The 25,881-nt window shown below is 34.5% G+C and carries 26 protein-coding genes; 18 read left to right on the top strand and 8 right to left on the bottom strand.

Annotated elements, in window-relative coordinates:
- Nucleotides 1-28: 28 nt before the first annotated feature.
- From ABJF08_RS10070 to ABJF08_RS10055, 4 genes are all read left to right on the top strand, one after another.
- Entirely contained in the window at nt 29-352 is a 324-nt protein-coding gene (locus ABJF08_RS10070; protein WP_348116034.1) for a GIY-YIG nuclease family protein, read from the top strand.
- A gap of 97 nt (nt 353-449) precedes the next feature.
- A complete protein-coding gene (locus ABJF08_RS10065; RefSeq protein WP_348116033.1) occupies nt 450-1,202 on the top strand; it encodes an enoyl-CoA hydratase/isomerase family protein in 753 nt (250 codons plus the stop codon).
- Nucleotides 1,203-1,240: 38 nt separating this feature from the next.
- On the top strand, nt 1,241-1,618 hold the full coding sequence (locus tag ABJF08_RS10060) for a four helix bundle protein (protein ID WP_348116032.1): 378 nt from the start codon (nt 1,241-1,243) through the stop codon (nt 1,616-1,618).
- Nucleotides 1,619-1,671: 53 nt separating this feature from the next.
- Nucleotides 1,672-2,268, top strand: coding sequence for a transferase hexapeptide repeat family protein (locus tag ABJF08_RS10055; RefSeq protein ID WP_348116031.1), 597 nt, complete (start codon nt 1,672-1,674; stop codon nt 2,266-2,268).
- A 1-nt stretch (nt 2,269) separates the two neighbouring features.
- Here the strand turns inward: ABJF08_RS10055 and ABJF08_RS10050 are convergent, their stop codons facing one another.
- Nucleotides 2,270-2,638: a hypothetical protein gene (locus tag ABJF08_RS10050; RefSeq protein WP_348116030.1), complete on the bottom strand. Its 369-nt coding sequence runs from the start codon at nt 2,636-2,638 to the stop codon at nt 2,270-2,272.
- Nucleotides 2,639-2,796: 158 nt separating this feature from the next.
- Complete coding sequence (locus tag ABJF08_RS10045) at nt 2,797-5,541, bottom strand: T9SS type B sorting domain-containing protein (protein WP_348116029.1); 2,745 nt, start codon at nt 5,539-5,541, stop codon at nt 2,797-2,799.
- Between the two features lie 99 nt (nt 5,542-5,640).
- Here ABJF08_RS10045 and ABJF08_RS10040 point away from each other — a divergent pair, with 99 nt between their 5' ends.
- From ABJF08_RS10040 to ABJF08_RS09995, 10 genes are all read left to right on the top strand, one after another.
- Complete coding sequence (locus ABJF08_RS10040) at nt 5,641-6,954, top strand: dihydrolipoamide acetyltransferase family protein (protein WP_348116028.1); 1,314 nt, start codon at nt 5,641-5,643, stop codon at nt 6,952-6,954.
- A gap of 47 nt (nt 6,955-7,001) precedes the next feature.
- A complete protein-coding gene (locus tag ABJF08_RS10035; protein ID WP_348116027.1) occupies nt 7,002-7,319 on the top strand; it encodes a GIY-YIG nuclease family protein in 318 nt (105 codons plus the stop codon).
- 56 nt (nt 7,320-7,375) lie between these two features.
- Nucleotides 7,376-9,460 carry a thiamine pyrophosphate-dependent enzyme gene (locus tag ABJF08_RS10030; RefSeq protein WP_348116025.1) on the top strand — a complete coding sequence of 695 codons (2,085 nt, stop codon included), beginning with the start codon at nt 7,376-7,378 and terminating at the stop codon, nt 9,458-9,460.
- A 23-nt stretch (nt 9,461-9,483) separates the two neighbouring features.
- Entirely contained in the window at nt 9,484-9,885 is a 402-nt protein-coding gene (locus ABJF08_RS10025) for a hypothetical protein (protein WP_348116023.1), read from the top strand.
- A gap of 9 nt (nt 9,886-9,894) precedes the next feature.
- A complete protein-coding gene (locus tag ABJF08_RS10020; protein WP_348116022.1) occupies nt 9,895-10,302 on the top strand; it encodes an OsmC family protein in 408 nt (135 codons plus the stop codon).
- A 96-nt stretch (nt 10,303-10,398) separates the two neighbouring features.
- Nucleotides 10,399-11,436, top strand: coding sequence for a hypothetical protein (locus tag ABJF08_RS10015; protein WP_348116020.1), 1,038 nt, complete (start codon nt 10,399-10,401; stop codon nt 11,434-11,436).
- Nucleotides 11,411-13,816, top strand: coding sequence for a hypothetical protein (locus tag ABJF08_RS10010; protein WP_348116019.1), 2,406 nt, complete (start codon nt 11,411-11,413; stop codon nt 13,814-13,816). Before ABJF08_RS10015 ends, ABJF08_RS10010 begins: the two co-directional genes overlap by 26 nt.
- Nucleotides 13,817-13,956: 140 nt before the next feature.
- Nucleotides 13,957-14,202: a hypothetical protein gene (locus tag ABJF08_RS10005; RefSeq protein ID WP_348116018.1), complete on the top strand. Its 246-nt coding sequence runs from the start codon at nt 13,957-13,959 to the stop codon at nt 14,200-14,202.
- Nucleotide 14,203: 1 nt separating this feature from the next.
- Nucleotides 14,204-15,001 carry a GLPGLI family protein gene (locus tag ABJF08_RS10000; protein WP_348116017.1) on the top strand — a complete coding sequence of 266 codons (798 nt, stop codon included), beginning with the start codon at nt 14,204-14,206 and terminating at the stop codon, nt 14,999-15,001.
- Between the two features lie 187 nt (nt 15,002-15,188).
- The gene (locus ABJF08_RS09995; RefSeq protein ID WP_348116016.1) at nt 15,189-17,714 is read left to right on the top strand and encodes a hypothetical protein; all 2,526 of its coding nucleotides are present in this window, start codon (nt 15,189-15,191) and stop codon (nt 17,712-17,714) included.
- A gap of 65 nt (nt 17,715-17,779) precedes the next feature.
- Here ABJF08_RS09995 and ABJF08_RS09990 read toward each other — a convergent pair whose 3' ends face one another.
- The 3 genes from ABJF08_RS09990 to ABJF08_RS09980 form a co-directional block, all read right to left on the bottom strand.
- On the bottom strand, nt 17,780-18,316 hold the full coding sequence (locus tag ABJF08_RS09990; RefSeq protein WP_348116015.1) for a DUF4136 domain-containing protein: 537 nt from the start codon (nt 18,314-18,316) through the stop codon (nt 17,780-17,782).
- A gap of 61 nt (nt 18,317-18,377) precedes the next feature.
- Entirely contained in the window at nt 18,378-20,381 is a 2,004-nt protein-coding gene (locus ABJF08_RS09985; protein WP_348116014.1) for a urocanate hydratase, read from the bottom strand.
- Between the two features lie 6 nt (nt 20,382-20,387).
- Nucleotides 20,388-20,549 carry a DUF5522 domain-containing protein gene (locus ABJF08_RS09980; RefSeq protein WP_170034585.1) on the bottom strand — a complete coding sequence of 54 codons (162 nt, stop codon included), beginning with the start codon at nt 20,547-20,549 and terminating at the stop codon, nt 20,388-20,390.
- 118 nt (nt 20,550-20,667) lie between these two features.
- On the opposite strand from ABJF08_RS09980, the gene ABJF08_RS09975 reads away from it, so the two are divergent.
- Genes ABJF08_RS09975 through hemL form a run of 4 tightly spaced genes read left to right on the top strand, consistent with a single transcriptional unit; the run spans nt 20,668 to nt 24,081 of the window.
- Entirely contained in the window at nt 20,668-21,009 is a 342-nt protein-coding gene (locus ABJF08_RS09975; RefSeq protein WP_348116013.1) for a hypothetical protein, read from the top strand.
- On the top strand, nt 21,002-21,949 hold the full coding sequence (locus ABJF08_RS09970) for a pyridoxal-phosphate dependent enzyme (RefSeq protein ID WP_348116012.1): 948 nt from the start codon (nt 21,002-21,004) through the stop codon (nt 21,947-21,949). Before ABJF08_RS09975 ends, ABJF08_RS09970 begins: the two co-directional genes overlap by 8 nt.
- On the top strand, nt 21,933-22,775 hold the full coding sequence (locus ABJF08_RS09965) for a glucosaminidase domain-containing protein (RefSeq protein ID WP_348116011.1): 843 nt from the start codon (nt 21,933-21,935) through the stop codon (nt 22,773-22,775). The genes ABJF08_RS09970 and ABJF08_RS09965 overlap by 17 nt, the downstream gene beginning before the upstream one ends.
- A 13-nt stretch (nt 22,776-22,788) precedes the next feature.
- Nucleotides 22,789-24,081 carry a glutamate-1-semialdehyde 2,1-aminomutase gene (gene hemL, locus ABJF08_RS09960; RefSeq protein WP_348116010.1) on the top strand — a complete coding sequence of 431 codons (1,293 nt, stop codon included), beginning with the start codon at nt 22,789-22,791 and terminating at the stop codon, nt 24,079-24,081.
- A 79-nt stretch (nt 24,082-24,160) separates the two neighbouring features.
- Here the strand turns inward: hemL and ABJF08_RS09955 are convergent, their stop codons facing one another.
- The 3 genes from ABJF08_RS09955 to ABJF08_RS09945 form a co-directional block, all read right to left on the bottom strand.
- Nucleotides 24,161-24,532 carry a hypothetical protein gene (locus ABJF08_RS09955; RefSeq protein WP_348116009.1) on the bottom strand — a complete coding sequence of 124 codons (372 nt, stop codon included), beginning with the start codon at nt 24,530-24,532 and terminating at the stop codon, nt 24,161-24,163.
- 131 nt (nt 24,533-24,663) lie between these two features.
- Complete coding sequence (locus tag ABJF08_RS09950; protein WP_348116008.1) at nt 24,664-25,086, bottom strand: hypothetical protein; 423 nt, start codon at nt 25,084-25,086, stop codon at nt 24,664-24,666.
- A gap of 131 nt (nt 25,087-25,217) precedes the next feature.
- Nucleotides 25,218-25,796 carry an OmpH family outer membrane protein gene (locus ABJF08_RS09945; RefSeq protein WP_348116007.1) on the bottom strand — a complete coding sequence of 193 codons (579 nt, stop codon included), beginning with the start codon at nt 25,794-25,796 and terminating at the stop codon, nt 25,218-25,220.
- Nucleotides 25,797-25,881 lie beyond the last annotated feature (85 nt).

Genomic DNA, 25,881 nt, shown 5'->3' with positions numbered 1-25,881 from the left:
GCTTCGCTCAATATTAAACGAGAAGATTATGAAAATAATGTATACATACTTAATGTCTCATATTGAGAATAAATTATTTTATGTCGGTGTGACTAACAACATTAAACAACGAGTCTTTGACCATAAGAATGCTACATTTGAAACTCATGTTGGTAAATTTAATATTAAACAATTAGTTTGGTTTGAAAAACATGACAACCCAACAGAAGCAATTAAGCGTGAAAAGCTTATTAAAAAGTGGAAACGAGAATATAAGATTAATTTGATAGAGAGTATAAATCCAGATTGGAATGATCTAGCTGATGATTGGGATTTCACTGGATACATTACCAGTAAAAAGAGATTTGAATAAAATTGAGATAAATTAAATAGGGCTTGATATTTAAAAGCTCTGGAGATAAATTATAACCGAAGCCGCTCTACAGCGGCTTGACATTAAGACATATATTGTGACTAAAGAATACGTAAAAACAACTACAGAAAATCAAATACAAACCATAGAATTCTTTCACCCAGCACATAACTCGCTACCAGGTGATATTCTAGCACAGCTGGCACAAGCCATTACTGATGCTGGTAACGATGACGCTACTAAGGTGATCATCTTAAAATCTGGTGGAGAACGTACTTTTTGTGCAGGAGCTAGCTTTAAAGAATTAATAGCTGTAAACGATGCGAAAACAGGTGAGATATTCTTCTCTGGTTTTGCAAATGTGATTAATGCCATGCGCAAGTGTCCTAAATTTATACTAGGACGTGTACAAGGTAAAACAGTAGGTGGTGGAGTAGGTATAGCTAGTGCAACGGACTATTGTTTTGCGACTAAATTTGCAAGTATTAAACTGAGCGAACTCAACATAGGAATAGGTCCATTTGTAGTAGGTCCAGCGGTAGAGCGCAAACTAGGTTTAACAGGTATGAGCCAGATTGCCATAAACGCAAACGAATTCTATTCACCGCAATGGGCAAAAGATAACGGTCTTTTTGCAGAGGTTTATGAATCCACAGAAGAGATGGATGCAGGAATAAAAGCGTTTGCTGAGAATCTATGTACTTATAATCCAGATGCTATGGCAGAGATGAAAAAGATGTTTTGGTCTGGTTGTGAAAACTGGGATCAATTACTTTTTGAAAGAGCAAAGATTTCAGGAAGGTTGGTCTTGAGTGAGTTTACTAAGGAGACGTTGAAGCGCTTTGCTTAGGTTTTAGGAATGAGCAATGTGGGATGAGGTAGAACGTTATGGATAGTCGGTATCATTTTAAATTTGAAGATTTGTTGGTTTATAAAAAAGCTATGCATTTTGGTGAAGAAGTAGACCAATTGGTAATTAATTTTCCGCAACGAGAATTATATGCTTTAAGTTCTCAATTTAGAAGAGCAGCTGACTCTATTGCACTCAACATCGCTGAAGGTTATCCTGGAAGTGATGCACAATTTGTGAAGCATATTAATCACGCATTGTATAGTTCAAACGAATGTGTGTCAGCAAATGAGAAAGCTTTAATGCGTGAGTATATCTCTTATGAACAAAGAGAGGAAATTCGTAAACAAATTACCACAATACAGAAAATGTTGACAAGTTTGCGATCTAAAATACGTCAACGATTGAATAAATAATAATTTACCACATACCACATACCACATACCACATACCCCATACCACATACCACATGATTTACAGTTTCAAATCCCACATTCCAGTAATTCACGAGACCAGTTTCGTTCATCCACAAGCAACGGTAATCGGTAATGTGATTATAGGTAAACATTGTTATGTTGGACCGAGCGCAGTGATACGTGGTGATTGGGGTGAGATCATTCTAGAAGATGGTGTTAATGTGCAAGAGAATTGTACCATACATATGTTCCCTGGAAAAAGCATCACGCTTAAAGAAGGAGCGCACGTAGGTCATGGCGCAATTATCCACGGTGCAAATCTAGGGAGCAATTGTATGATAGGAATGAATAGCGTTATTATGGATGATGCTATTATAGGAGATGAATGTATAGTAGGAGCAATGGCATTTGTAAAAGCCGAGGCTATTTTTGAACCAAGATCATTAATAGTAGGTAATCCAGCAAAAAAGATAAAAGAGGTTTCTGATCAAATGATCGCTTGGAAAACCGCTGGAACTAAATTATATCAACAACTTCCTGCAGACTGTCACTCAACTATGAAAGAAGTTGAGCCTCTGCGTGAAATTCCTGAAAACAGACCAGCTCAAGAAGATTTTTATAAGACTTTACAAGAAATTAAAAAGGGATAACTTAAAACTCTTCTTTTAAAAGTTCTAGTTCTTTTAATAGTTCAGTCCTTTGTTTTTTCAGGTTTTTAATCTTTCGATTGTCTTGATAGTTCCATGCAAAATAAGCGATAGTCATACATGCAGCGTACCATATAGCGATGCATAGTACAGTTCCGAAATATCCAAAATCGCTAAGATCTAACGCCATGACACTCTCTTTTCTATAAACACCGTCAGCAACACTTGTGTACGAGGGGCCTACAAAGCTGATAAAAACGCCAAACAATAAAACATTAATCCAGTTGCGTCCTATCCAATTTTTGGAGCGTTCTGCTTTTTCAATTTTATATTGATTTGCCAGCAGCGCTTTTTCTTTGTAATGAATTTGCATGATTGGTAAATAAACAGTGAAAATATTAAATTAACGTAATATGATTTTTTCTCACTTTCGCGAAAGCGGAATTATTAATCACTTAGGAAAAAGCAGTTAATAATCAAAAATGTTAACGTATTGCAATACCGTGTGTGAAAGAAGTTATTTTTCACTAATCATCTTTTTAATGCAAAATACCCTTTGAACCCTGTTCCATTCTCAAGTATTACATTGAACCAATAGGTGTCTGATGGTAAAGGAGATGAGTTGAAATTTCCATTCCATCCTACACTATTTCCACTGATTTGTTTTAAGAGTTTACCGTATCTATCGTAAATATAAATTTTTGCGGAGTCATCATTATTTAAACCTTTAATTTTCCAATAATCATGGTATCCATCACCATTAGGCGTAAAATATTTTGGATAATCTATAATGTTTATAATTTGACTATCACTTCCACAACCGTTCTTATCTCTAACATAAACTTGATGTGTACCACCCTCTAAATTATCAAAATAATTAGTTTGAAAATAGTTGATTCCATCAACAGAGTATTCAAAATCTCCATCTCCTATTGCAATAATCTCTGCATAATTATTGCCTAAAGATCCTGTATTAACAGATGTGATGGTAGGTAATTGAGATCTATTCAAGTTTGTAAAATATATATTAGAGCAATTAATACCATTATTTGTTTTGAAAATTTCTAGACTATAATTTCCATTGTCTATTAATTGAGTTGCAGGAGAGTTAGAGATGACAATTCCTGTATCTAGTTGAGTCCAAATATAGTTATCAAATTCACTGGAAACAGTTATGTCTATATATGGATCGGTACCACAAATTATGTAATTAGTATTTAAATTTATTTCTGGTAAGTTTTCGGTAATTAAGTCAAATGTAATACTAGTATTACATTGATCATTAGATAGGAAACTGACAATTGCAGTTATAGGTTGGTTATAGGCAGTAATATTTTGATAATTAGATAATGAATTTATTAGACCATTGTCATCATAATATTGAACGGTCAAGTTTGTTTGCCCATTCAGAATTTCAGATGTAACTTGACTAATGTCAAAAGTTGAAAAACCATTTCCTTCGTCACACGAATAAATATTATTAGGAATATTCACTATTGGTTGACTAATAGTTTCTAGAGCTAAGTAGGCGGTAGATGAGCAATTTGTATTATTGTCAGTAACTTCTATAGTTACTATTTGATTAAATGCAACTGTGTTTGTAAAAGGACTAATAAATGTTGAAGAAATATCGTTTCCATTTGCGTCAAAATAGGAAACACTCAAATCTGTCCTATTATTAAGTAAAGTAGATTCAACTCCCGATATATCAAAAGAATTTGATATTCCATCGTTGTCGGAGTCACAGCTATATATTGTCGGTAATGGAGGTAAAATAGGAGAAGAGTTTACAGATAAAGATACATTAGACTCTGAGTAACAATTAGAATTTCCATCGGTAATTCTAACGGTAATAAAATCATTGTTTGGAATAATATTACGATATGAAGAAATACTAGATTGTGGGATTAAATTATTGTTGCTATCATAAAATTCATACGTCGGTTGGGATATATTGTTTTGTGGAGTATTTATTATTTGGTTAAGATTAAAGTTGCTGAAACCGCTGGTAGTTGTGGTTTCGCAGGCTACGAGGTTTGGGATAGGATTAATTATTACTGCCGGTTTAGTTATTAAACTAAAGGTTGTTTCACTATAGCAGCATAAATCGGAAAGGTATGCCACCCTAGCAGTGATTGTTTCTGAATTAGCTATGTTATTTGATATTCTAGATGGTAGAGGGTAAGGTAAAGGGACTCCATTTTGTCTATAGAAAGTGACAATTACATTGTTTTGTCCTCCAGAGATAGAACTAACAAGATTTGAGGTGTCAAAGTTATCTGAAAATCCAGAAAGCCCAACTTCACAAGCGTTTAAATCATTTATAGGTAGCGCAGTAGGTGCTTCAAAAGCTTCTACAACATTGTTTGTTGAGTATGTCGTTCCATCCATTCTCGTGATAGTTGCGGTTACGTTATACGTTCCAGAAGAAGAAAAGACATGAGAAGGGTCTACTAGGTTAGAGTTATTATTAGTAGCAGAAGCTAAGTCGTCAAAATCCCAAGATATACTTTGAATGTTATTTTGATTAATAGTAGTGAAATTTATTTCTAAACCACACTCCTTATCATAATCAAAAGAATAATCCTCACTGGGGTCATAAACATACCCATTGACTTTCATGTATATTTTCCAGTCTATTCCTGCAGGATTTGCATTTTGTATGAGGTCAATATTTCTAAAACTCCCAGAATGAGTTGCGTTAGCAGGATGACACGCGTAAAACCAATCTTGTCCGCTGTCAATGGTCGTTCCGGCGAGATGAATTAAACCAGACCCAAACTCTGATCCTTTGACTATTTCTACCAGAAATCTATTATTTCCTGAAGGTATTGTAAGAGGTGAAGAAATGGTATGATTTATTTCTACAGGAGGCATAGTGCGAAAACTTATTGGCGGCAATCTCTCTGACGCACTTCTATATAGTGGTGTTGTTGCAACAGCATTGAAGTTTGCGGGAAATCCATTATCGATTAAATATATATTTATACTATAATTTGCTCCAAACTCTGCATATGTTAAAGCAAAGTCTATATCTGTAATAGTAAACGCTTCATTGGGTCCTATTCCAAAATCAGTAAGATAGTAGTTTCGCGCGTAACCAGCTGGAGTGTAAGAGCAGGACTGTTGCATTCCATTTATGAAATCACAATTATTATACGTAAGTGTTGTTTGGGAAAAACAATTTAGTGATATTAATAAAACGAATGTACAAAAGAACTTCATCAAAGAATATTTAAAAAATTCGAAAATAGTTAATAAAAATATATGATTCATTAATTTATAATATCGTTTTTTTTGTGTCCGCTTTCGCGAAAGCGGAATTACAACAAAATTTATGCAACTAACAAGCGTTAGTTTTCTTATTTTTATACCATGGCAAAGACTATGGATTTTTTGCTCCCAAAAATGGGAGAATCAATAACGGAAGGAACGATACTTAACTGGCTCGTTCAAGAAGGAGAAGCCTTTGAAGAAGGTGATATTCTTGTTGAAGTAGGTACCGATAAAGTAGATAATGAAGTGCCAGCACCAGCGGCAGGTATTATGTCTAAGCATTTATGTGCAAACGGTGATGTGGTGGAGATAGGTAGCGTGATTGCTCAATTTGAAGAGTCGGATGGGTCTGTAAAGACGGTAGCGGCTCCAAAATCTGCAGATTCTAATAAAACAGCTAAAAAAGATGTACTTGTAAATGAGTTGCCTAAAGCGGTAAAAGCAAGTTCAAAAACCACTTCAGTTTCTAATTCTTATGTAAATCAAGATCTTTTTGTGAGTCCGCTCATAGATAGTATGGCGCGCAAACACCATATGTCTTATGAAGAGTTAGCTCGGATACCAGCAACTGGTCATGAAGGTAGATTGCGCAAGAGTGACGTGGTAAATTATATTAATGAAGGTAGGCCATTTCAATTTGCACAGGCAGTCTCAAATGAGCCAGATCCTACCGCTTATCGCATACCACAATTAAAACTAGATAAAGGAACAGGAACCATTGTAAAAATGGACCGCATGCGCTCTATGATTGCAGATCATATGGTGTATTCTAAACATACCAGTCCACACGTGACGGCTTATGTAGAAGCAGACCTGACAGATTTAGTGAACTGGCGTAACAAAAATAAAGCACCTTTTCAAGAAAAGTATGGCGAGCGCTTAACTTTTACTCCTTTGTTTGTAGATGCGGTAGCTAGAGCGATTAAGGAATATCCTAATATTAATGCTAGTGTAGATGGTACCAATATCATCGTTAAAGAAAATATCAATGTAGGAATGGCGACTGCATTACCATCAGGAAACTTAATAGTACCTGTAGTTAAAAATGCAGACCAGAAATCACTACAAGAAATCGCTGCAGATGTGAATCGCATGGCAAATCTAGCACGTGAGAATAAATTAGGTGGAGACGATATTAAAGGAGGAACCTTTACGATATCAAATGTGGGAACTTTTGGATCATTAATGGGAACACCTATTATTAATCAGCCAGAGGTGGCGATTCTTGCTACTGGAATTATTAAAAAACGTGCTGAGGTCATGACTAAAGATGGTGTGGACAGTATTGAGATAAGAAGTATGATGATGTTATCATTATCATTTGACCATAGAGTAGTAGATGGATTTTTAGGAGGTAGTTTTTTAAAGCAAGTTGCTTTGAATTTGGAAGCTGCGCCTAGTGAGGATTATTAAAGAAATTGATTTTCCGCGCTCGACGCGGAAACTGCTAGTTTTATCTCATGGCTGGATATGAGCACAAATATTACGTCTATTTACTTTCTAACAAGAAAGATGGTGTTTTATATTTAGGAATGACGGATGATATAAAACATAGAATAAATCAGCACAAGGAAGAAAAATATAAAAAAGCTTTCTCTAAAAGATACCAGACTAAAAAACTGGTCTATTTTGAAGAATTTCAATGGGTTCAAGATGCACAAGCAAGAGAAAAGAAATTGAAGAAGTGGAAGCGGCAATGGAAAATAGACCTTATTGAAAAGGATAATCCAGAATGGCTAGATCTAGCAGAGGCCTGGTGGGATGATGAGAATTATTAATTAGTATGGAGTAAGTATAATCAGATTCCGCATCAAGTGCGGAAATTCAAGATATTATGAAAATAAGTAAAGAAATTTTAGAATTCGGATATAAAAACCTAACCACTGCCAAAGCTATGGCAGAACTCTACGAAGAGAACTTTAAAACAGTTTCTAAGTATGTGCATGCAACTAGTCGTGGTCACGAGGTGATTCAGACGGCTCTAGGAATGCAGTTGTTGCCACAGGATTATGCTTTTCCATATTACCGTGATGACGCGATGTTACTTTCCATAGGTATGAAACCTTATGATTTAATGTTGCAGTTACTGGCCAAAAAAGATGATCCTTTCTCTGGTGGACGTACCTATTACTCGCATCCATCGTTGAATGATATCGATAAGCCTAAAATTCCACATCAATCTAGTGCTACAGGAATGCAGGCTATTCCTGCCACAGGTGTGGCGTTAGGTTTTCATTATCGCGAGAGTTTAACTGACGAGCAGCGTGCAGCTATAGATTCAAGTTTTGACTCTAGTGTAACATCAGACTCTGTTGTCGTTTGTTCTCTAGGTGACGCATCTGTGACCGAAGGTGAGATTGCTGAGGCTTTTCAAATGGCGGCTTTAAAGCAATTGCCTATTCTTTATCTAGTACAAGATAATGGCTGGGATATTAGTGCTAGTGCTGCCGAAACTCGTGCGCAAAATGCTGCTGAATACGCTGCAGGATTCCATGGTATAGAAGCTATTTCTATAGATGGGACTGATTTTGAAGAAAGTTACAATACCTTAAATAAGGTGATTGAAAAAATAAGAACAGAGCGCAGGCCGTTTTTGGTTCACGCTAAAGTGCCATTATTAAACCACCACACTAGTGGTGTAAGAATGGAGTTTTATCGCGATGATTTGGAAGAGGCGAGAAGCCGTGATCCGTATCCGCGTATGAGACAGTTGCTTCTCGATAATGGATTTAGTGAGCAAGATGTGGATGATTATGACGCTTTCGCGAAAGCGGAATCTAAAAAAGCTCTGGATCAAGCAATGAAAATGCCAGATCCTGAGCCGGCAGATTTATACACAAACGATTTTGCACCAACACCGATAACGGAAGAAAAAGGAGAGCGTTCTCCAGAAGGTGCTGATAAAGTCGTGATGGTAGATTGTGCACTGTTTGCCATTGAAGAATTAATGAAAAAACATCCAGAATGCTTGTTATATGGGCAAGATGTAGGTGGTAGATTAGGTGGTGTTTTTAGGGAAGCAGCAACGCTAGCGCAAAAATTTGGTGATAATCGTGTATTCAACACGCCTATTCAAGAAGCATTTATAGTAGGTAGTACCGTAGGAATGAGTGCGGCAGGTTTAAAACCTATCGTAGAGGTGCAGTTTGCAGATTACATCTGGCCTGGATTGAATCAGCTGTTCACAGAAGTTTCTCGTTCTTGTTACTTAAGTAATGGAAAATGGCCGGTTTCTATGGTCTTGAGAGTGCCGATAGGAGCTTACGGTTCTGGTGGTCCATACCATTCTAGTTCTATGGAAAGTGTGGTTTCTAACATAAGGGGTTTAAAAATAGCTTACCCATCAAATGGTGCCGATTTAAAAGGATTGATGAAAGCTGCTTATTATGATCCTAATCCAGTGGTAATTTTTGAACACAAAGGATTGTACTGGTCTAAGGTAAAAGGAACTAAAGGAGCTACGAGTGTAGAGCCTAGTGAGGACTATGTATTGCCATTCGGTAAAGCATGGGTACTTCAAGAAATTTGGAAAAAAGAGGAAGAAGAAACCTTGAGTATCATCACTTATGGAATGGGTGTGCATTGGGCAATGAATGCTACAGAAGAACTAGGTTTGCAGGATAGAGTAGAGGTTGTGGATTTAAGAACGCTGCATCCGCTAGATTATGAAACCGTTTTTACTAGTGTAAAGAAATGTGGTAAATGTCTAGTTGTAACTGAAGAACCTAGCGATAATAGTTTTTCTCGGGCATTACAAGGACGCATTCAAGAAGAATGTTTTAAATACATAGATGCACCAGTAATGGTGATAGGTTCTGAAAACATGCCAGCGATTCCATTAAATTCTGTTCTAGAGGAAACGATGATACCGAGTACAGAGAAAGTGAAGGTGAAGATTGAGGAGATTCTTAATTATTAATCAAGTTGATTAAGTTTCCATTGATGAATATAACTTTTGAAAGCTGGACAGAAGGTTTCGCTGAATACGATACGGTTTTTTTGTCTGATCTAGAAGTTTGCTATTCAAAAAGAGAGCAACTCATTCATCAGAAATATGTAGATGGTAATGGTCATGTTTATGAAATAATTGATCATTACTTCAACGAGTCTAGTTGGAAAAAAATATTTAAAAATACTCTTTGTATTTATAAAGGAGAATTTATTTTGAAAAGAGAAGTTGACAATTTAGACTTCGTAGAATTTAAAGAATCTATTAAAGTCAAACTAATGAAGTCTTATGGCTTTAAACCAAATGATGAAGATTTTATAAAGATATGTAAGAGTATAGATTTCACTCGAAATTATAGTGATATTATTAAAATAGCCTGTGGCGGCAAACCCTAAATTATTAAAATGAAAGTAACCCTAGAAAGAAAAAACACAGAATATCTACTAGAAGCAAAAGGAACTTCAGGAAACACCGTAATGATAGACCATAGCGGTATGGAAACAGTTCAAGGAGTGAGTCCTATGGAGTTACTTCTCATGGGTGTAGGTTCTTGTAGTGCGATAGATATTATCGCGATTTTAAAAAAGCAACGTCAGGATATTACTAGTTATAAAGTTGAGGTCACTGGAGAGCGTTATGAATTAGATGATTCTAAACCATTTAAATCTATGCATGTTCTTGTGAAATTAGAAGGAGACATCAATCCAGATAAAGCTCAAAAAGCAGCCGATTTAAGTTTTGATAAATACTGTTCTGTTTCAAAGAGTTTTGATAAGTGTGTTGAGATTACTTATGAGATTAAGGTGAATTAATAAATTCATTAATTTTTATCATTTTTAAGTTTGTTAATTCTTTGATTGTCAACTGATGTAAATAGTATATTTGTCATTGATTTTCAACACGATTACATGCGCTATATTTTCCTAATATTATGCTCTGCTTTATTGCTTATATCTTGTAAAGAAGATGTGAAAAATGAAGGTAAAAACTATTCTTTTTACCACTGGAGTACAAACTTTAAGCCTACTAATAAAACGGACCAGCTCATAAAACAGGGTGGTACTTTTAAGGAGTATGTGCGCTTCTTTGATCTTGTTATAGATCAAAATGCAGATAAAGTTTATCCAGTTGCAACTGTCCAATTTGAAGAAAATACAAGTTTTCTAGCCACTGAAATAGTGCCTGTTATTTACTTACGTAACGAGGTATTTTTACATGAAGAAGGTAGTGGGAATAATATTCAAAAATTAGCTTTAAATACGGCCGATAAAATAAAAAGAATCCAGAATAAGCATTTAACTGGTGAAGTTGCAGTAAGAGAAATACAAATAGATTGCGACTGGACAGATAGTACGAGAGATAATTTTTTCACGTTCTTAAAATCCCTTAAAAATCAAATGCCTGGCTACAGTATCAGTTCTACGCTGAGGTTGCATCAGGTGAAATACAAAGATCGTACTGGTGTGCCGCCAGTGGATAAAGTAGTTTTGATGGCCTATAATGTGGGAGATTTAGGCAGTGTAGAAGAGATTAATTCTATTTTAAGCAACCAGATTACCGCTCAATATTTAGAAGAGTTAGATGAATATCCGTTACCGTTTGATGTTGCGCTTCCTCTTTTTGAGTGGGGTGTTTTATACAGAGATGGAAAACTTAAAGGTCTTTTAAGAGATCTTACTCCTGGTTTGTTAGAGTCCGCTTTCGCGAAAGCGGAAAAAGAAAATAGCTATACAGCAACATCAGACTCCTACATAAACGGCATCTTTATTTATAAAGGAGACCATCTAAGAGTGGAAACCATTACCAAAGATAAACTGGAAGAGCTGGCCGCTATGATTAAGGATGCAGCGCCGTCTAATAGAGATTATCAGACTATTTATTACCACATCAATACTTCATTAACTTCAAAATTCTCATATGATGATCTTTCGTCTTTTGCTAAGTAAATTATGGTTACTGGTACTGCCGGTAGTTGCTTTTGGGAATACAGTTAATAATACAAATGGAGCTTTTTGCGGTTGGGATCCTGCATGGGAAGATAATTATTATCCTATTGTAGATCAATTCTCGCTGGTAAGCCCAGATTTTCATGCATTTTTAAATTGTCCGGATTCACCTTTTTGTTCTATTACAGTAGATGATCAAAAGTCACAAAACATGGCAGAATGGACAACGTACTACAAAGGTGTTTTTACAGAAAAAGAGCTTATTGATATAATTTATAAACGTCCCGTAGGGTGGTTTCTAGATCAAGAAGGGTTTGAATCTTACAACGATGAAATAGGTGACAAATTAAATAAACCAGAAAATCTATTTTTTAAGAAATACCTCGCGCTAGCTAAAATATCTCAACATGCCTCTAGTGATAAATCAAATGGTAGTGGCTGGTACCAAGGAGAACGTGATTATTATGGTGGTGATGCAGGAAAGATAGATAAAAGAGAATTACTTTCTAAGGCACTAGAGCTGGTTGCTACAGCACCAGATGATTTTATGCGTAATCGTGCCGGTTTTCAAGCGGTAAAACTGTCGCATTATTTACAAGAAAATGAGGTAGCTATAAGGTATTTTAATACCATACTTAAAAAGTCTCCAACAGGTAATTACATGTATTACCGCGCTATGGAAGAAATGGCTGGTGCAGCTTTTAATAACAATAATCAAGTTCTTGCAGCAATTTCTTATTTAGATGTTTATGATCAGCTACCAGATAGAAGATATACCGCAGGTGTAAGTCTGAGGTTTTTAAATTGGGATCTTTTAGAAAATAGTTATGATTTTAAAAAGCTTAATGATAATAACGATGTGAAGAGTTTTTTCAAAGCATTTCACGGTCGTGGTAATGTGTTGAGAGAAATGGAGAACATCTCTAGAGAAAATGTGAATTCTCCTTATCTAGATGTACTAGCAGTAAGATGGCTGGACCAGATGCAGTCAGAGGTTTTTGAACATACTTCTAACTATTATTATGGTGATGATGAAGATTCTGCTGACTCTAATACTGCAGCTTTGGGTTTCTTTGCCAAAGATTTACTGAAAAATAAAAACCTTAAGAATAGAGATTTATGGACGTTGATACTAGCCACTACTCAACTATATAATCAAGAAAATAATAAAGCACTAGCCACTTTAGAAAATCACAAACCAGCAGTTGGGTTTAAAAAACATTTTAAGAGACTTAAAGCAGCCATTTCTTTTATGGCAATTAAGTCACTAGATAGACAGGCTATTAATCGCAGTTATGAAACTATAGCTAGCGATGTAGATTTGCATATTCACAAGCCTACAGTTGCTGCATTTTTTAATCATATAAGCGCTTTATATAATGAAGCTGATAATCCTATAGCCAGTATTCTTACTTCTATAAATTATGACTCTTATACTAATAATGAAAAGTACGATTGGGCAGGAGTAGGTGCAACACACGGTTATAGTTGGGAATACGATTCAAAATATCATTATTTAAGAGATGATTACATTAATAATTTTGACCTTTTTATTAGTCGTTCTAATCCTACAGCTTTTGAAAAAACGATTTTAAAAAGAATGAAAGCGGCGCCTAAGGATTATGTTCATGATTTAAGAGGTACTTATTACATGAGAAAAGATTTACTGGAAGATGCTGTAATTGAGTTTAAACAAGTAAAAAGCCCTGAGGTGTTTTGGGAAAAAGGCTTGCGTACAGAAATATTCTCAGCATCTATTAAAGAATATATGAATGTTCCATTTATCTCTATGTCTAACGGTTTTCATGAAGGCTATAGTGCTGTTTTAGGTGAGAATGTTTTGATAGAAGAGGAAGATCTAGAACGTGAAAATTATAAAGATAATAAGATAAAACTAACAGAAATTTTAATAAAATTAAAGCAGCTAGCACAAACACAACCTGGTAAAACTGCCGATTATTATTACATGATAGGTAATGCCTGGTATAACATGAGTCATAAAGGCTGGTTTATGAATAACAGTTACTATGTAGGTAATAATAACCGTAATGAACTAGCAGGATCTAGCTATGGAGATGATGACAGTGACGAGAGTAAAATAGATGATAGTTTTATCATGTACCAAGCAAATGATTATTTCTTAAAAGGATTACAAGCAGAAAGCGGTTCTAGAGAAACTAAGGCAGCTATCTTATTTATGCTGGCCAAAACAAACAGCTGTGAAGATGGTCGTTATGACTATGATACAAATACGTACACCTTTAATATTTGTGGACAGCACAAAGACTACTTCAATCAATTGAATAATGAATATTCCGATACGAAGTATTATCGAGAGGTTTTAAAAGAATGTTCTTGGTTTAAGAATTATGTGAATTAAGAAAACACAATAGCTTAACTTGTTGATAAATAGAATGTTGTTAATTAAGATATTGGTCAATGGAATAATTGTCAAAAATAATTGTCGTAAAATTTCTTTATTTCTTTATTTCTTTAGGGCATAGCCAAAATCAATTATTTATGAAAAATTTATTTTTTGGGGCTTTGGCTCTATCCTTATTTAGTTTTACTACGGTAGATAAATCTGAAAATTATGATTATGCTTGTCCTGATGGGTCAACAGAAATAACATGGTCTTGTATTCCTAACAAAAGTTGCGTAACGTTTAATTCAAGTTGGACATTTGGACAAATGATTGATTGGGTAGAAAGAACAGACGCTCGTATTTGTGATTCAAAGCCAAACCCTTCTATAGAACCTGCCTAATATGAGCTTGATTATTAGCGATTTTAAATTAATAATTTTATTAATGATTTGTAACATTCAAATCTCATTCTCACAAGAGAATGAGATTTTAAATGTTGTTTATGAACTTGATTATAGAACTTCAAGTTCTGATACCATTCGTTCAAAGGATTATTTTAATTTGGTTATAGGTAAAAGTTTATCTGCTTTTGATAATCAAAGTAATTTTAAACGAGATAGTCTTATTGAAAATAAAAAGAATATTTCTAGACAAGAAATAAAAAACTTGTATATCCCTAATTTTGATTTTACTATTATTAAATCACCTGATAATTTAGTTACCTATGATAAAGCATCAAGTATAGAATATTCACGTTATCAAGAAAAAAAACTGAAAGAATGGGAATATATTGATGATAGCATAAAAACTATTAAAGGATATAAATGCAAATCTGCTAAAATTTCTTATGGAGGTAGATTGTGGACAGCATGGTATACTGTTGAAATACCTGTTCAAGATGGTCCTTATAAATTTTCAGGACTTCCTGGGTTAATATTAGAAATATCTGATGAGCAGAAGTTTTTTGTTTTCAGTTTTCATAGTTTACGATTTGATGCTACTTTAGATTTAAAATACAGATCACGTGATAGAAAAGCTTCCACTACTAATAGAACAAAATTTATCGTTGCTAAACAAAAAGCAAGATCAAGTATTGAAACATTTAATGAGGCAGATGGAGTTACTGTAACTTTTGATCAGGCTATTTCACGAAGACTCTCTCGGAGATTAAAAAATAGAATTATGATCGAAATAGAATAAAATGTAACCTATAATTTTATTTATTGAGAAATAATTTTAAAATTTAAATAACATTACAAAAATATTATCATATAAATATTTAATTCCAAAAGCGATATTTGTTTTATCGCTTTTTTGTTGTGTCTTCTTTACTAAAGCTCAAAATAACGAGATTTCAGGTATTCTTTTAAATAATACTAAAGAGTCTGTGTCTTCAGCTACTGTTTTACTTTACAAAAAAAGTGATTCTTTAAATTTTCTTAAATTCAAAATCAGTGATTTTGAAGGTCGATTTGATTTTGGATTGGATAACGTCGATTTAAAATTCTCTTATTATTTAGAAATTAAGCATCTCAATTATAATGATAAAAAGATCATTGTCGAGATTAATAAACCGGTATCTATAGTATTAGAACAACGGACTAACAAGCTAAAGGAAGTAATTGTTGAAGCTGAAAAACCTCTTAGAATAAAAGGCGATACCTTAAGCTATGCAGTGGGTCAATGGAAAGATAAAAAAGATGTCAGTATAGAAGATGTGCTGAAACGTATTCCTGGAATAGAAGTCGATGATGATGGCTACATTAAACACAATGGTAACAGTATCAACCATCTTTATATTAATGGTATCGATTTATTGGAAAATCGGTACACAATCGCTACAAAAGGTCTTCCTGCAGGTGTGATCAAAAATGTAGAAGTATTGCAACAACATTCTCACAAACAAATTAATAGGAATACAGGTAAGTCTAAAGGTGTTTCTATCAACCTAGAAACAAAAGATAAAAGTATCTTGACAGGTATTGCAACAACTCAACTAGCAAATCCTGTTTTAAGTGGTGGATTTGATGCCACACCTATAGTTATCAATCCTAAATCGCAACTAATAGGTTCTTTAAAAGGTACAAATTTTGGAAATGATTATATATTTAACGATCGCAGTATCAACGTTCTTACTTTAGGAAAACCTGAGCCTGAGCTAGATTTTATAGAACGTTTTCAGTTTTATAACAAGCAACGAAGCAATTTAAAACAGCAATACTGGCGTGATACTTATACAGGAAATACTTCATTAGATTATCTAACGAACAAGAAAAAAAATGAACTTTTTAAATTAAGTTATTCTACAGATTTTGATCAAGTACAGATTGATAATTCTTTTGAAGAAGTCATACAATTAGGAGATGAAAATATAACGAATAATCAATTTAATGATATAACTAGTATAACGCGTAATCATTATTTAAAAGGATATTATGAACGTAATAAGCTGGAGTCTTATTTAAAAATTGATCTTTATGCTCAAAGTTTTCATAAGGATCAATATGCAAATACATTACTAAATGGCGTGAATTTTAAAAGACGTTTAGAGAATTTGGGTACGACTATTTTTAGTAGTATACAGTTTGATAAAAAGACGTCTTTGGGTTTGTTTTCAATGGATGCTAAAGCACAAATTAAAGATACAGATGGTGAATTATTTATAGACCGTACCGTATTCGATATTCTTCAAACTGGATCCTCTAATGGTACTTTTCAGAATATAGACACACAAGAAAATATTTATGAACTAAAAGCAGGTCTTTATAACGACATTAAAAACGGGAGTTTAGAATTTCAATTGCAAGGAAGTTATAGAAAACAAAAGCTTTCGTCTGACTTTGGACTTGTAAATGATAATTCTTATGATGTATTTCCTTTTGATAACCTACAAAAATATAAAAGGAACAAATTGAATTTAAAAGCACGACTTAATCAAACATGGGGAAAGTTAAGGTTGTCAGTTACATCCGACATATATTATAACGATATTTTAAATAAAGATATTTCACAAAGTAAAGAAAGCATTAATGGAGTTTATATAGAGCCCAGTGCTTATTTAAATTATAGCGCAAGTTCCAAATGGAGTTTTGGAATATCGACAAGTTTAGAGAATACATTTTCAAACATCAACCAGACTCCTACAAGTTTTTTAATTACGGATTATAATTCTTCTTCACGATTTGAGAATAGAATTCAAGAAACTAGAAATTATAATATAAGTTTTAATACAAGGTATAAGGATATTTTAAATGGCTTTTTCTTTAACATAGATACAAATTATAATGTGAATGAAAACAAATTAGTATCTTCACTAAGTTTTGATGAACAGGGTTTTAGAGTGAATTCTTTCAGGGATTTAGTGAATTCCAATAGCTCTGTTAGTATAAGCACAAACTTTTCAAAGGCCATAGGTAAAAGCCTTAATCTAAAACTAGATTTTTCTTACAATCAATTTTTAAATGACATATTTATTAATGATGAACTTATAGAATTAGATTCTAGAGGTTATAACTCATCTCTTCGCATAAGCTATGATCCATTAGGCTGGTATTATATCATTGCTAAAATGGATTTTTATAATAGTCAGTCACAAACAAGCAACAGTACACTAAATTCTTATAGTTTCGATACGAACATTGTTTTTGGTCAAGAATGGAATGAGAATCATTTTACGGAAGTTACTTGGAATGGGCAAAGAAACATTTTTCTAGAAAATGATAATTATAATAACCTTTTTGACTTTAGATATGTCTGGAAGTTAAAATCTGACCGAGAACTTAATTTTAAAATTCTTAATCTAGGAAATCAAAAAAGATTTACGAGTATTAACAATTCTTCAAATATTACATCTATCAATAGCTTTCCACTTTTAGGGAGACAAATTATTTTAAGCTATCAATTCTTTTTTTAAATACTTAAAAACCCCATTTCAACTCAATGAAAAGGGGTTTTCAATATGTGATTAATTATATTTTCTTAATTGTTAGGCATAGGTGGATACTGCGTTAAGATCTCTTTTACGATCTCGTTAGTGCGTTCTACCTTTTCTTCTGGTGTAGATTTAAGCGGTGCTTTTCCTACACCTTGCCAGATAAGTTCCTTCTTTTGTGCATCAATTAAATCAATGTATAGAATACCTTCTGTGGTTCTGCTTACGTTATTCCTGTTATTACCCCAGAAACCGCCGCCCCAGCCCCAGCCGTAACCAAAGCCCCAGCCCCAGTTATTGTTGTAAACGTCTACACGTTCTTTTGAGTCGGTAAAAATACTAACCATAATATCAGGATTTTCAGACTTTACAAAACCTTTGGCTGCCATTTCTGTATCGATAGCTCTAAGAATACGTTTCTTGTCTAGCTCAGATATTTTAGCCTCGTCTATTCCTTTTTTAAAGAAAGCATAGGTCTTGTAGTTGTTGAATTCGGTTCCTATAGCATAATCTTGAGAAACACGTACCGTTTGACAGCTTACTAATAATGTAATTACTGCGAGAAGAGTTAATACTTTTTTCATTGCTTTTTGTTTTTTTTGCTTTCGCGAAAGCGGAACCTAAAACCACCTTCTTAAAAACGGATTAATTATTATCGATCAAATCATCATTTACCATATGTGGTATCGTGACTTGTAAAGCAGGATTTATGTCCATCGCTCTCTTAATAGCAAAAACAGCATTTTCATTACGCGCCCAGTTTCTACGAGCAATACCGTTATTTACATCCCAAAAAAGCATAGATTCTAGCTTATCTTCTGATTCCTTAGTACCATCAATTACCATTCCAAAACCTCCATTCATCACCTCGCCCCAGCCCACGCCGCCGCCATTGTGAATAGAAACCCATGTTGCACCTCTAAAACTGTCACCTATAACGTTTTGTATAGCCATGTCTGCAGTAAATCGAGAGCCATCATAGATATTTGAAGTCTCTCTATATGGAGAGTCTGTACCAGATACATCATGGTGGTCACGACCTAGAACTATAGGTCCTATAACGCCAGCTTCTATGGCTTTATTAAAGGCACGAGCAATTTCTATTCTACCTATTGCGTCTGCATATAAAATTCTAGCCTGTGAGCCTACTACTAGTTTGTTTTCTTGTGCACCTTTTATCCACTTTATGTTATCCTGCATTTGTTGCTGGATGCGCTCTGGAGCCTCTTTTGATAGTTGCTCTAATACCTGAGTCGCAATTTGATCTGTTTTCTTAAGATCTTCTGGATCATTTGATGCGCAAACCCATCTAAATGGACCAAAACCGTAGTCAAAACACATAGGTCCCATTATGTCTTGTACATAAGAAGGATAACGGAACTCAGTGTCTGTTCCTGTTATATCAGCCTCTGCACGGCTAGATTCTAGCAAAAATGCATTACCGTAGTCAAAGAAATACGTTCCTTTTTCTGTGTGTTTATTAATCGCATCTACATGACGTCTCAAAGATCTTTGAACCTCTTTTTTAAAGTCATCAGGTTGATTGCTCATCATCTCGTTAGATTCTTCAAAAGTAAGATCTACTGGATAGTAGCCACCAGCCCATGGATTGTGCAAACTGGTCTGATCGCTACCTATCGATATGTGAATACCTGCATCGTAAAGCGCTTCCCAAACGTGAACTATGTTTCCTTCAAAGGCTATAGATACGGTTTCTTTATGTTCCTGAGCTTGTTGTACTCGAGAGATTAAATCTGTTGTGTTTTTAATAACTACATCTACCCAACCTTGTGAGTGTCTGGTGTGTACAGCTTTAGGATTCATCTCTGCACAAATAGTGATACAGCCGGCGATATTACCAGCTTTGGGCTGTGCACCACTCATACCGCCTAGACCTGAGGTTACAAATATGTTTCCTGTAGGTTCTTGTTTTATTTTTCTAAATGCGTTGAGTACCGTTATGGTAGTTCCATGTACTATTCCCTGTGGTCCTATGTACATAAAAGAACCTGCTGTCATCTGTCCATATTGAGTAACACCTAGAGCATTAAACTTTTCCCAGTCGTCTGGTTGTGAGTAATTAGGAATCATCATTCCATTAGTAACTACACATCTCGGTGCTTTTTTATGAGAAGGGAATAATCCCATAGGGTGACCAGAGTACATGACCAGTGTTTGCTCGTCAGTCATCTGGCTTAGGTACTGCATGGTCAGTAAATATTGTGCCCAGTTAGAAAAAACAGCACCGTTACCACCATAAGTAATTAGTTCATGTGGATGTTGTGCTACGGCATGATCTAGGTTATTCTGTATCATGAGCATGATACCTGCTGCTTGTTGAGAATTTGCAGGATAGTCCGCAATGTTTCTAGCCTTAATTTTATAATTAGGCATGAAACGATACATGTAAATACGACCGTACTTTTCTAACTCTTCTTTAAATTCTGGTAAAAGAATTTCATGGTGTTTTGGGTCAAAATAACGCAGTGCATTGCGCAATGCTAGTTTCTCTTCTTCAGCATTGAGTATTTTTTTGCGTTTAGGAGCATGATTGACATTAGTATCATAAACGTGTGGTGCTGGTAGTTTTTCAGGGATTCCTGTTTGTATGCTTTCGCGAAAGCGTGCTATAGAAATATCTTCATTCATGAATTCTTAGTTTTGGCTGTTTGTCTTTTTATCGTATCCGTATGGGCAGTGACGGCAACCGCTCTCACAACAATAACCTCTTTTAAGGTGGTATTGCTCTGTAAAACAGCGGTATCCTTCTGGTGTTAAGTAATAATCGCCTTCTTCTACGGGAATAATCTTCTTCATGCTATAAAAATACAATAGTTGCTAGAGATATAAGAATTGCAAAGAGATTGGTTTTAAGTAAGAGCAAATGATTTCTTAGGATTAACGATAGCACTGGCTAATTCAATAACTTTGCGATATGATTCCTTTAAAATCAAAATATCTTAAAAAATATAATGGCATGACGCTGTGGCCTTTTTTACTAGTGAGTAATAAAGGTAAATTAAAGGATGTTGTTTTTATGAATCATGAGAACATTCATGCCGTACAACAAAAGGAATTATTAGTCTTATTTTTCTATTTATGGTATGGTCTCGATTATGCAATTAATCTCATACGTTATAAGAATCATCATGTGGCTTATAGAAACATAGTGTTTGAAAGAGAGGCATATTTAAATGAAAGTGATTTAGATTATTTAAAAAAGAGAAAGTTATTTTCCTTTTTTAAATTCTATGATAAAAAGTATGTACATGAATAGACTTTTTAAATCTCAAGATTCCGTTATCGAGAAGTTTAAATCTTATCGAGATCTAGATATAATTGTAGACATAAAGAGAGACGATTTATTACATAAAGAAGTGTCTGGTAATAAATTGCGTAAGTTAAAATACAATCTTCTCGCGGCACAAGAATTGGGAAAAGATACTGTTCTAACTTATGGCGGTGCTTTTTCTAATCATATAGCGGCTACTGCAGCTGCAGGTAAATTGCTAGGAATTAATACCATAGGTATTATACGTGGTGAAGAGTTAGGAGCAGACCTCAATAAAACACTTGCAGGAAATGCTACCTTAAGACAAGCACATACAGATGGAATGAGATTTCATTTTGTCACGCGCGAGAAATATCGAGATAAAGAAACAGATTCTTTTCTTGAAGAAATGAAAGGCTTATTCGATAGTTTTTATAATATTCCAGAAGGTGGTACTAATGAGCTAGCTGTAAAAGGAACACAAGAAATTCTTACAGAAAGTGATAAAGAGAACTATGATATCATTTGCGTTGCTGCAGGAACTGGCGGTACAGCTGCTGGAATCATAAACAGTGCTGCACCACATCAAAAAGTTATGGTATTCTCTGCCTTAAAGGGAGATTTTATGCGATCTGAAATTGAAAAATATACTCATGGAAAAGATTTTGAGGTGATTAATGAAACAGCTTTTGGTGGTTATGCAAAGTCAGATGATCGATTGATAGATTATATGAATATCCGCTTTCGCGAAAGCGGAATACCACTAGAACCTATTTATACCGCAAAAATGATGTACGGCATAGAACAAATGGTGGAGAGTAGCGTTATCAATGGGAAAACTCGTATTTTAGCCATTCATACTGGTGGTTTACAATCTATCACTGGATATAACAAAGTGTTAGAAAAAAAACGACGTCTTAAGATAAACTATGAAAACCAACTATAGACTACTTTGCTCTTTAATGGTAGCAGGAATGCTACTTACTTCATGTGGATCAAAAAAGAGTGTAAGAACCACAAAGCCTAAAACAACTAAAACAACAACATCTGAAACTAATACGCCAGTAGGTGTTACAGATGAGAAGGATAAAGTAACGACTACCACAAGTCCACGTAGTAAAGATAAGGTCGCTAATTACATAGATGACTTTAAGGATATCGCAATGAAGGAAATGAAACTTTATAAAATACCAGCGAGTATCACACTGGCGCAAGGAGTTTTAGAAAGTGGCTCTGGAAACGGTAGACTAGCGGTAGAGGCAAATAATCACTTCGGTATCAAATGCCATACGGGCTGGACTGGTGGACGTATCTATCACGATGATGATGAAGATCAAGAATGTTTCCGCACGTATAACGATGCTAGTTACTCTTATCGCGATCATTCTTTATTCTTAAAAGACCGTAAAAGATACGCAAGTCTTTTTGAGCTGGATCAGGATGATTATAAAGGATGGGCTAAAGGCTTAAGAAAAGCAGGATATGCTACAGATAAGAGGTATCCTCAAAAATTAATAAGCCTTATCGAGAGATATGAATTGTATCAGTATGATAATATTGCTTTAGGTAAAGCAGTAGATGAGAAGCCAAGGGTTATAGAAGAGGTAAAAGAAAACAATACATCTGGATTTACTAAGCAGCATGTAGTGGTGAAAGGAGATACGTTATACAGCGTCTCAAAGAAATACAATACAACAGTTGATAAGCTTAAAAAGCTTAATAAATTAAAAACTAACGTGCTAAGTGTAGGTCAAGCACTTATCGTTAAATAATTACACATTTTTCATGTCATTTATATACCAAAGAAGTAGTGCGCTTTTTCAAGAAGCAAAAAAATATATTCCCGGTGGGGTGAACTCTCCAGTACGTGCATTTAATGCGGTAGGTGGAGATCCTGTATTTGTAGAACGTGCAAAAGGTGCGTATTTACAAACAGAAGATGGAAACCAGATTATAGATTACATCGCATCATGGGGACCTATGATTTTAGGTCATGCTTTTGAGCCAGTTGTAGAAGCGGTTATTAAAGCTACAGAAAAAGGTACTTCTTATGGAATGCCTACTGCAATAGAAACTGAAATAGCAAAGCTAGCGGTATCTATGGCGCCTAATGTAGACCAGATAAGAATGGTTAACTCTGGTACAGAGGCATGTATGAGTGCTGTACGACTAGCACGTGGTTATACAGGACGTGATAAGATTATAAAATTTGCAGGTTGCTATCATGGACATAGTGATTCTTTCTTGATACAAGCTGGTAGTGGTGCGGTAACCTTCGGTAGTCCTAATAGTCCTGGCGTTACTCAAGGAACGGCAAAAGACACACTACTTGCAGACTATAATAATTTAGAACAAGTAACAGATATATTTAAGCAAAATAAAGGTGAAATAGCCTGTGTAATCATTGAGCCTATTGCAGGTAACATGGGTTGTGTTTTACCACAAGACGGTTTCTTAGAAGGTATCAGATCTTTATGTGATGAACATGGAGCATTATTTGTCTTTGATGAGGTAATGACTGGTTTTAGGTTAGCTCGTGGTGGCGCTCAGGAAGTTACTGGGGTTAAAGCAGACATCGTTACTTATGGTAAAGTGATAGGTGGTGGTTTACCAGTAGGTGCATTTGCCGCGCGTCAAGAAATTATGAATCATCTAGCGCCATTAGGTCCAGTGTATCAAGCGGGAACTTTAAGTGGTAATCCACTAGCGATGAGTGCTGGTCTGGCGATGTTGACTCATTTAAATAACAACCCTAGTGTTTATGATAATCTAGCTGCAAAGACAGAGTATTTACATAAAGGAATTGATACCGTACTTTCTGAAAAAGGAATGGATTATAAAATTAACCGTATCGGTTCTATGATGTCTGTTCATTTTACAGATCAAGAAGTAGTGGATTTTGCAAGTGCTGCGACAGGTAATAATGAGTGGTTTAAGAAATATTTCCATGGTTTATTAGACCGTGGTATTTATTTACCACCTAGTGCTTTTGAATCTTACTTCTTAAATGATGCATTAAGTTATGAAGATCTAGACAGGACTATACAAGCAACAAAGGAAGTGGTTGCTAGTTGGTAAATACTAGATTTAAATATTTCAGATATAAAAAAAAACCGCTCTTGAAAAGAGCGGTTTTTTTATGCTTGTAAAATAATAACTATTTAGTGCTTACTTTACTTTGTAGTAAAGTGTATTTATCCTCACCTAGAAGTTGCTTTAATTCTGTTTGATACGTATTCATGATATCATTTTTCCTACCTTGAACATCAGTAGCTTCTTTTCCTTCACGAGCAAGGCGATCTAATCTACTTTCTTTATTAGTAACGATTTCACTAAGTTGACTGCGTTTATCACTTTCTAATTTAGTAATATCCATAATCTTATCCACTTTAGCATCCATTTTAGAATTAAAATCTTGGACTCTAGCGGTAGTTTTTCTACTTAATTCTTGTTGTGCTGGGCTTATTTCTTGTTGTGCAAACGTTACAGAACTGGCAAGAATAGCCGCAATAAATAATACTTTTTTCATGATGGGAGTTTTCTAGTGTTTAAAAATAAGAATTTATTTGGATAATAAAATAAAAAGCTGGACTCAATTAAGAATCCAGCTTTAGTAAAAAGGGAAAGTAATACGTTGTTAGTTAATTACTTTAAGATTGACTAGTTACGATTTCCTCTTTTTTCATCTTGTCCTTTTCTGTGCTTGCCACCTCTTTTTTTTCCTCTAGATCTTTTAGCTATCATTTTCTCCCATTTAGCATATTGATCGGCATTAAGAATGCTTTTCATTTCACGTTTCATGGCAATCTTTTTTTCAAGAGCAGCTTCAGACTTTGTGAATTTTTGTTCTTCAGTAAGTTTCTGTCTATCTTCTCTATTCATTTTGTTAGACTTGCGATCTTTCGCTTCAACTAATAATAGTTTTTCAACTTGAGTTTGTTGTTTAGCATCTAGGTCTAAAGCTAGAGTCATTTTCTTAGACTGTATAGAAGCAATTTGCTCTGGAGTACGATCTTTTTTTCCGTTGTTAGCTTGTGTAATTCCTACACTTAAAATAGCTAATAAAAACAATATCTTTTTCATGTGTTTATGTTTTAATGTTACAATTCTATGACATGATATTTTCAATAAGGTTTAATTAAAGTGCAAAAAAAAGTCATGCTCTAGGCATGACTTTAATTTTTTTACAATGTGTAAATAGTTGATAATGATGACTATTTATCCGATTCTTCAGTTTTTGTTGATGTCTCAGAATTTGTTGTTTTTGAGTCATCTTTACTGTTATAAGCTTTATTTAATTCTGTGATTACCGTTTCAGTAATGTTACTAGTTTCATTTCCATAAACTAATCCTCCAGAGTTATTTTTACCTAATACAAAAGAGTAATTATTCTTTTTTGCATAGGACGCAATAAACTCTTCTACGTTAGTATTTAGTTCTTTTAAGTCTTTGTCTAGCTGCTCTTGTAAACTTTGCTCTTGAGCCTTGATTTGAGACTCTATCATTTGCCATTTTTTACTAAATGCTGCTATTTCAGGATTAGTTTGTTGTTGTTGCTGGCTCAGTTTACTGAATTTAGCCTGCATAGGTGCTGCTTCCATTTGGTAAGCCATTCCTAGACTGTCTGTTTTCTTTTTAAAATCTTCTTGCTTTTTTGTTATAGCTGCTTCAAGATCTATTTTTTCTTGATATTCTTCATAAACTTTTTCACTGTCTACAAATGCTATTTTTTGTGATTCTTGACAAGATGCTGCGCCTATTAAAATAACTGCTAGAGCGATAATTTTTTTCATTTGTGGTTTTTTAAATTTTGCCAAATGTATTCATATTAATCATTTAAAACAACGTCATAGAGATCGATCATGCGTTATTTATTAA

It is taken from the genome of Nonlabens sp. (assembly GCF_039941875.1).
GTDB lineage: Bacteria > Bacteroidota > Bacteroidia > Flavobacteriales > Flavobacteriaceae > Nonlabens.
This window is presented reverse-complemented; position numbering and strand designations above follow the sequence as displayed.

What these genes read in the sequence shown, in the direction of transcription:
- ABJF08_RS10045 (WP_348116029.1), bottom strand. Translation starts at nt 5,541, where the DNA reads ATGAATCATATATTTTTATTAACTATTTTCGAATTTTTTAAATATTCT.
- ABJF08_RS09965 (WP_348116011.1), top strand. Translation starts at nt 21,933, where the DNA reads ATGAAAACCAACTATAGACTACTTTGCTCTTTAATGGTAGCAGGAATG.
- ABJF08_RS09950 (WP_348116008.1), bottom strand. Translation starts at nt 25,086, where the DNA reads ATGAAAAAGATATTGTTTTTATTAGCTATTTTAAGTGTAGGAATTACA.
- ABJF08_RS10010 (WP_348116019.1), top strand. Translation starts at nt 11,411, where the DNA reads ATGATCTTTCGTCTTTTGCTAAGTAAATTATGGTTACTGGTACTGCCG.
- ABJF08_RS10035 (WP_348116027.1), top strand. Translation starts at nt 7,002, where the DNA reads ATGGCTGGATATGAGCACAAATATTACGTCTATTTACTTTCTAACAAG.
- ABJF08_RS10005 (WP_348116018.1), top strand. Translation starts at nt 13,957, where the DNA reads ATGAAAAATTTATTTTTTGGGGCTTTGGCTCTATCCTTATTTAGTTTT.
- ABJF08_RS10025 (WP_348116023.1), top strand. Translation starts at nt 9,484, where the DNA reads ATGAATATAACTTTTGAAAGCTGGACAGAAGGTTTCGCTGAATACGAT.
- ABJF08_RS10060 (WP_348116032.1), top strand. Translation starts at nt 1,241, where the DNA reads ATGGATAGTCGGTATCATTTTAAATTTGAAGATTTGTTGGTTTATAAA.
- ABJF08_RS09970 (WP_348116012.1), top strand. Translation starts at nt 21,002, where the DNA reads ATGAATAGACTTTTTAAATCTCAAGATTCCGTTATCGAGAAGTTTAAA.
- ABJF08_RS09955 (WP_348116009.1), bottom strand. Translation starts at nt 24,532, where the DNA reads ATGAAAAAAGTATTATTTATTGCGGCTATTCTTGCCAGTTCTGTAACG.
- ABJF08_RS09990 (WP_348116015.1), bottom strand. Translation starts at nt 18,316, where the DNA reads ATGAAAAAAGTATTAACTCTTCTCGCAGTAATTACATTATTAGTAAGC.
- ABJF08_RS10000 (WP_348116017.1), top strand. Translation starts at nt 14,204, where the DNA reads ATGAGCTTGATTATTAGCGATTTTAAATTAATAATTTTATTAATGATT.
- ABJF08_RS09945 (WP_348116007.1), bottom strand. Translation starts at nt 25,796, where the DNA reads ATGAAAAAAATTATCGCTCTAGCAGTTATTTTAATAGGCGCAGCATCT.
- ABJF08_RS09975 (WP_348116013.1), top strand. Translation starts at nt 20,668, where the DNA reads ATGATTCCTTTAAAATCAAAATATCTTAAAAAATATAATGGCATGACG.
- ABJF08_RS10030 (WP_348116025.1), top strand. Translation starts at nt 7,376, where the DNA reads ATGAAAATAAGTAAAGAAATTTTAGAATTCGGATATAAAAACCTAACC.
- ABJF08_RS10020 (WP_348116022.1), top strand. Translation starts at nt 9,895, where the DNA reads ATGAAAGTAACCCTAGAAAGAAAAAACACAGAATATCTACTAGAAGCA.
- ABJF08_RS10040 (WP_348116028.1), top strand. Translation starts at nt 5,641, where the DNA reads ATGGCAAAGACTATGGATTTTTTGCTCCCAAAAATGGGAGAATCAATA.
- ABJF08_RS09980 (WP_170034585.1), bottom strand. Translation starts at nt 20,549, where the DNA reads ATGAAGAAGATTATTCCCGTAGAAGAAGGCGATTATTACTTAACACCA.
- ABJF08_RS09985 (WP_348116014.1), bottom strand. Translation starts at nt 20,381, where the DNA reads ATGAATGAAGATATTTCTATAGCACGCTTTCGCGAAAGCATACAAACA.
- ABJF08_RS10015 (WP_348116020.1), top strand. Translation starts at nt 10,399, where the DNA reads ATGCGCTATATTTTCCTAATATTATGCTCTGCTTTATTGCTTATATCT.
- hemL (WP_348116010.1), top strand. Translation starts at nt 22,789, where the DNA reads ATGTCATTTATATACCAAAGAAGTAGTGCGCTTTTTCAAGAAGCAAAA.
- ABJF08_RS10050 (WP_348116030.1), bottom strand. Translation starts at nt 2,638, where the DNA reads ATGCAAATTCATTACAAAGAAAAAGCGCTGCTGGCAAATCAATATAAA.
- ABJF08_RS10070 (WP_348116034.1), top strand. Translation starts at nt 29, where the DNA reads ATGAAAATAATGTATACATACTTAATGTCTCATATTGAGAATAAATTA.
- ABJF08_RS10055 (WP_348116031.1), top strand. Translation starts at nt 1,672, where the DNA reads ATGATTTACAGTTTCAAATCCCACATTCCAGTAATTCACGAGACCAGT.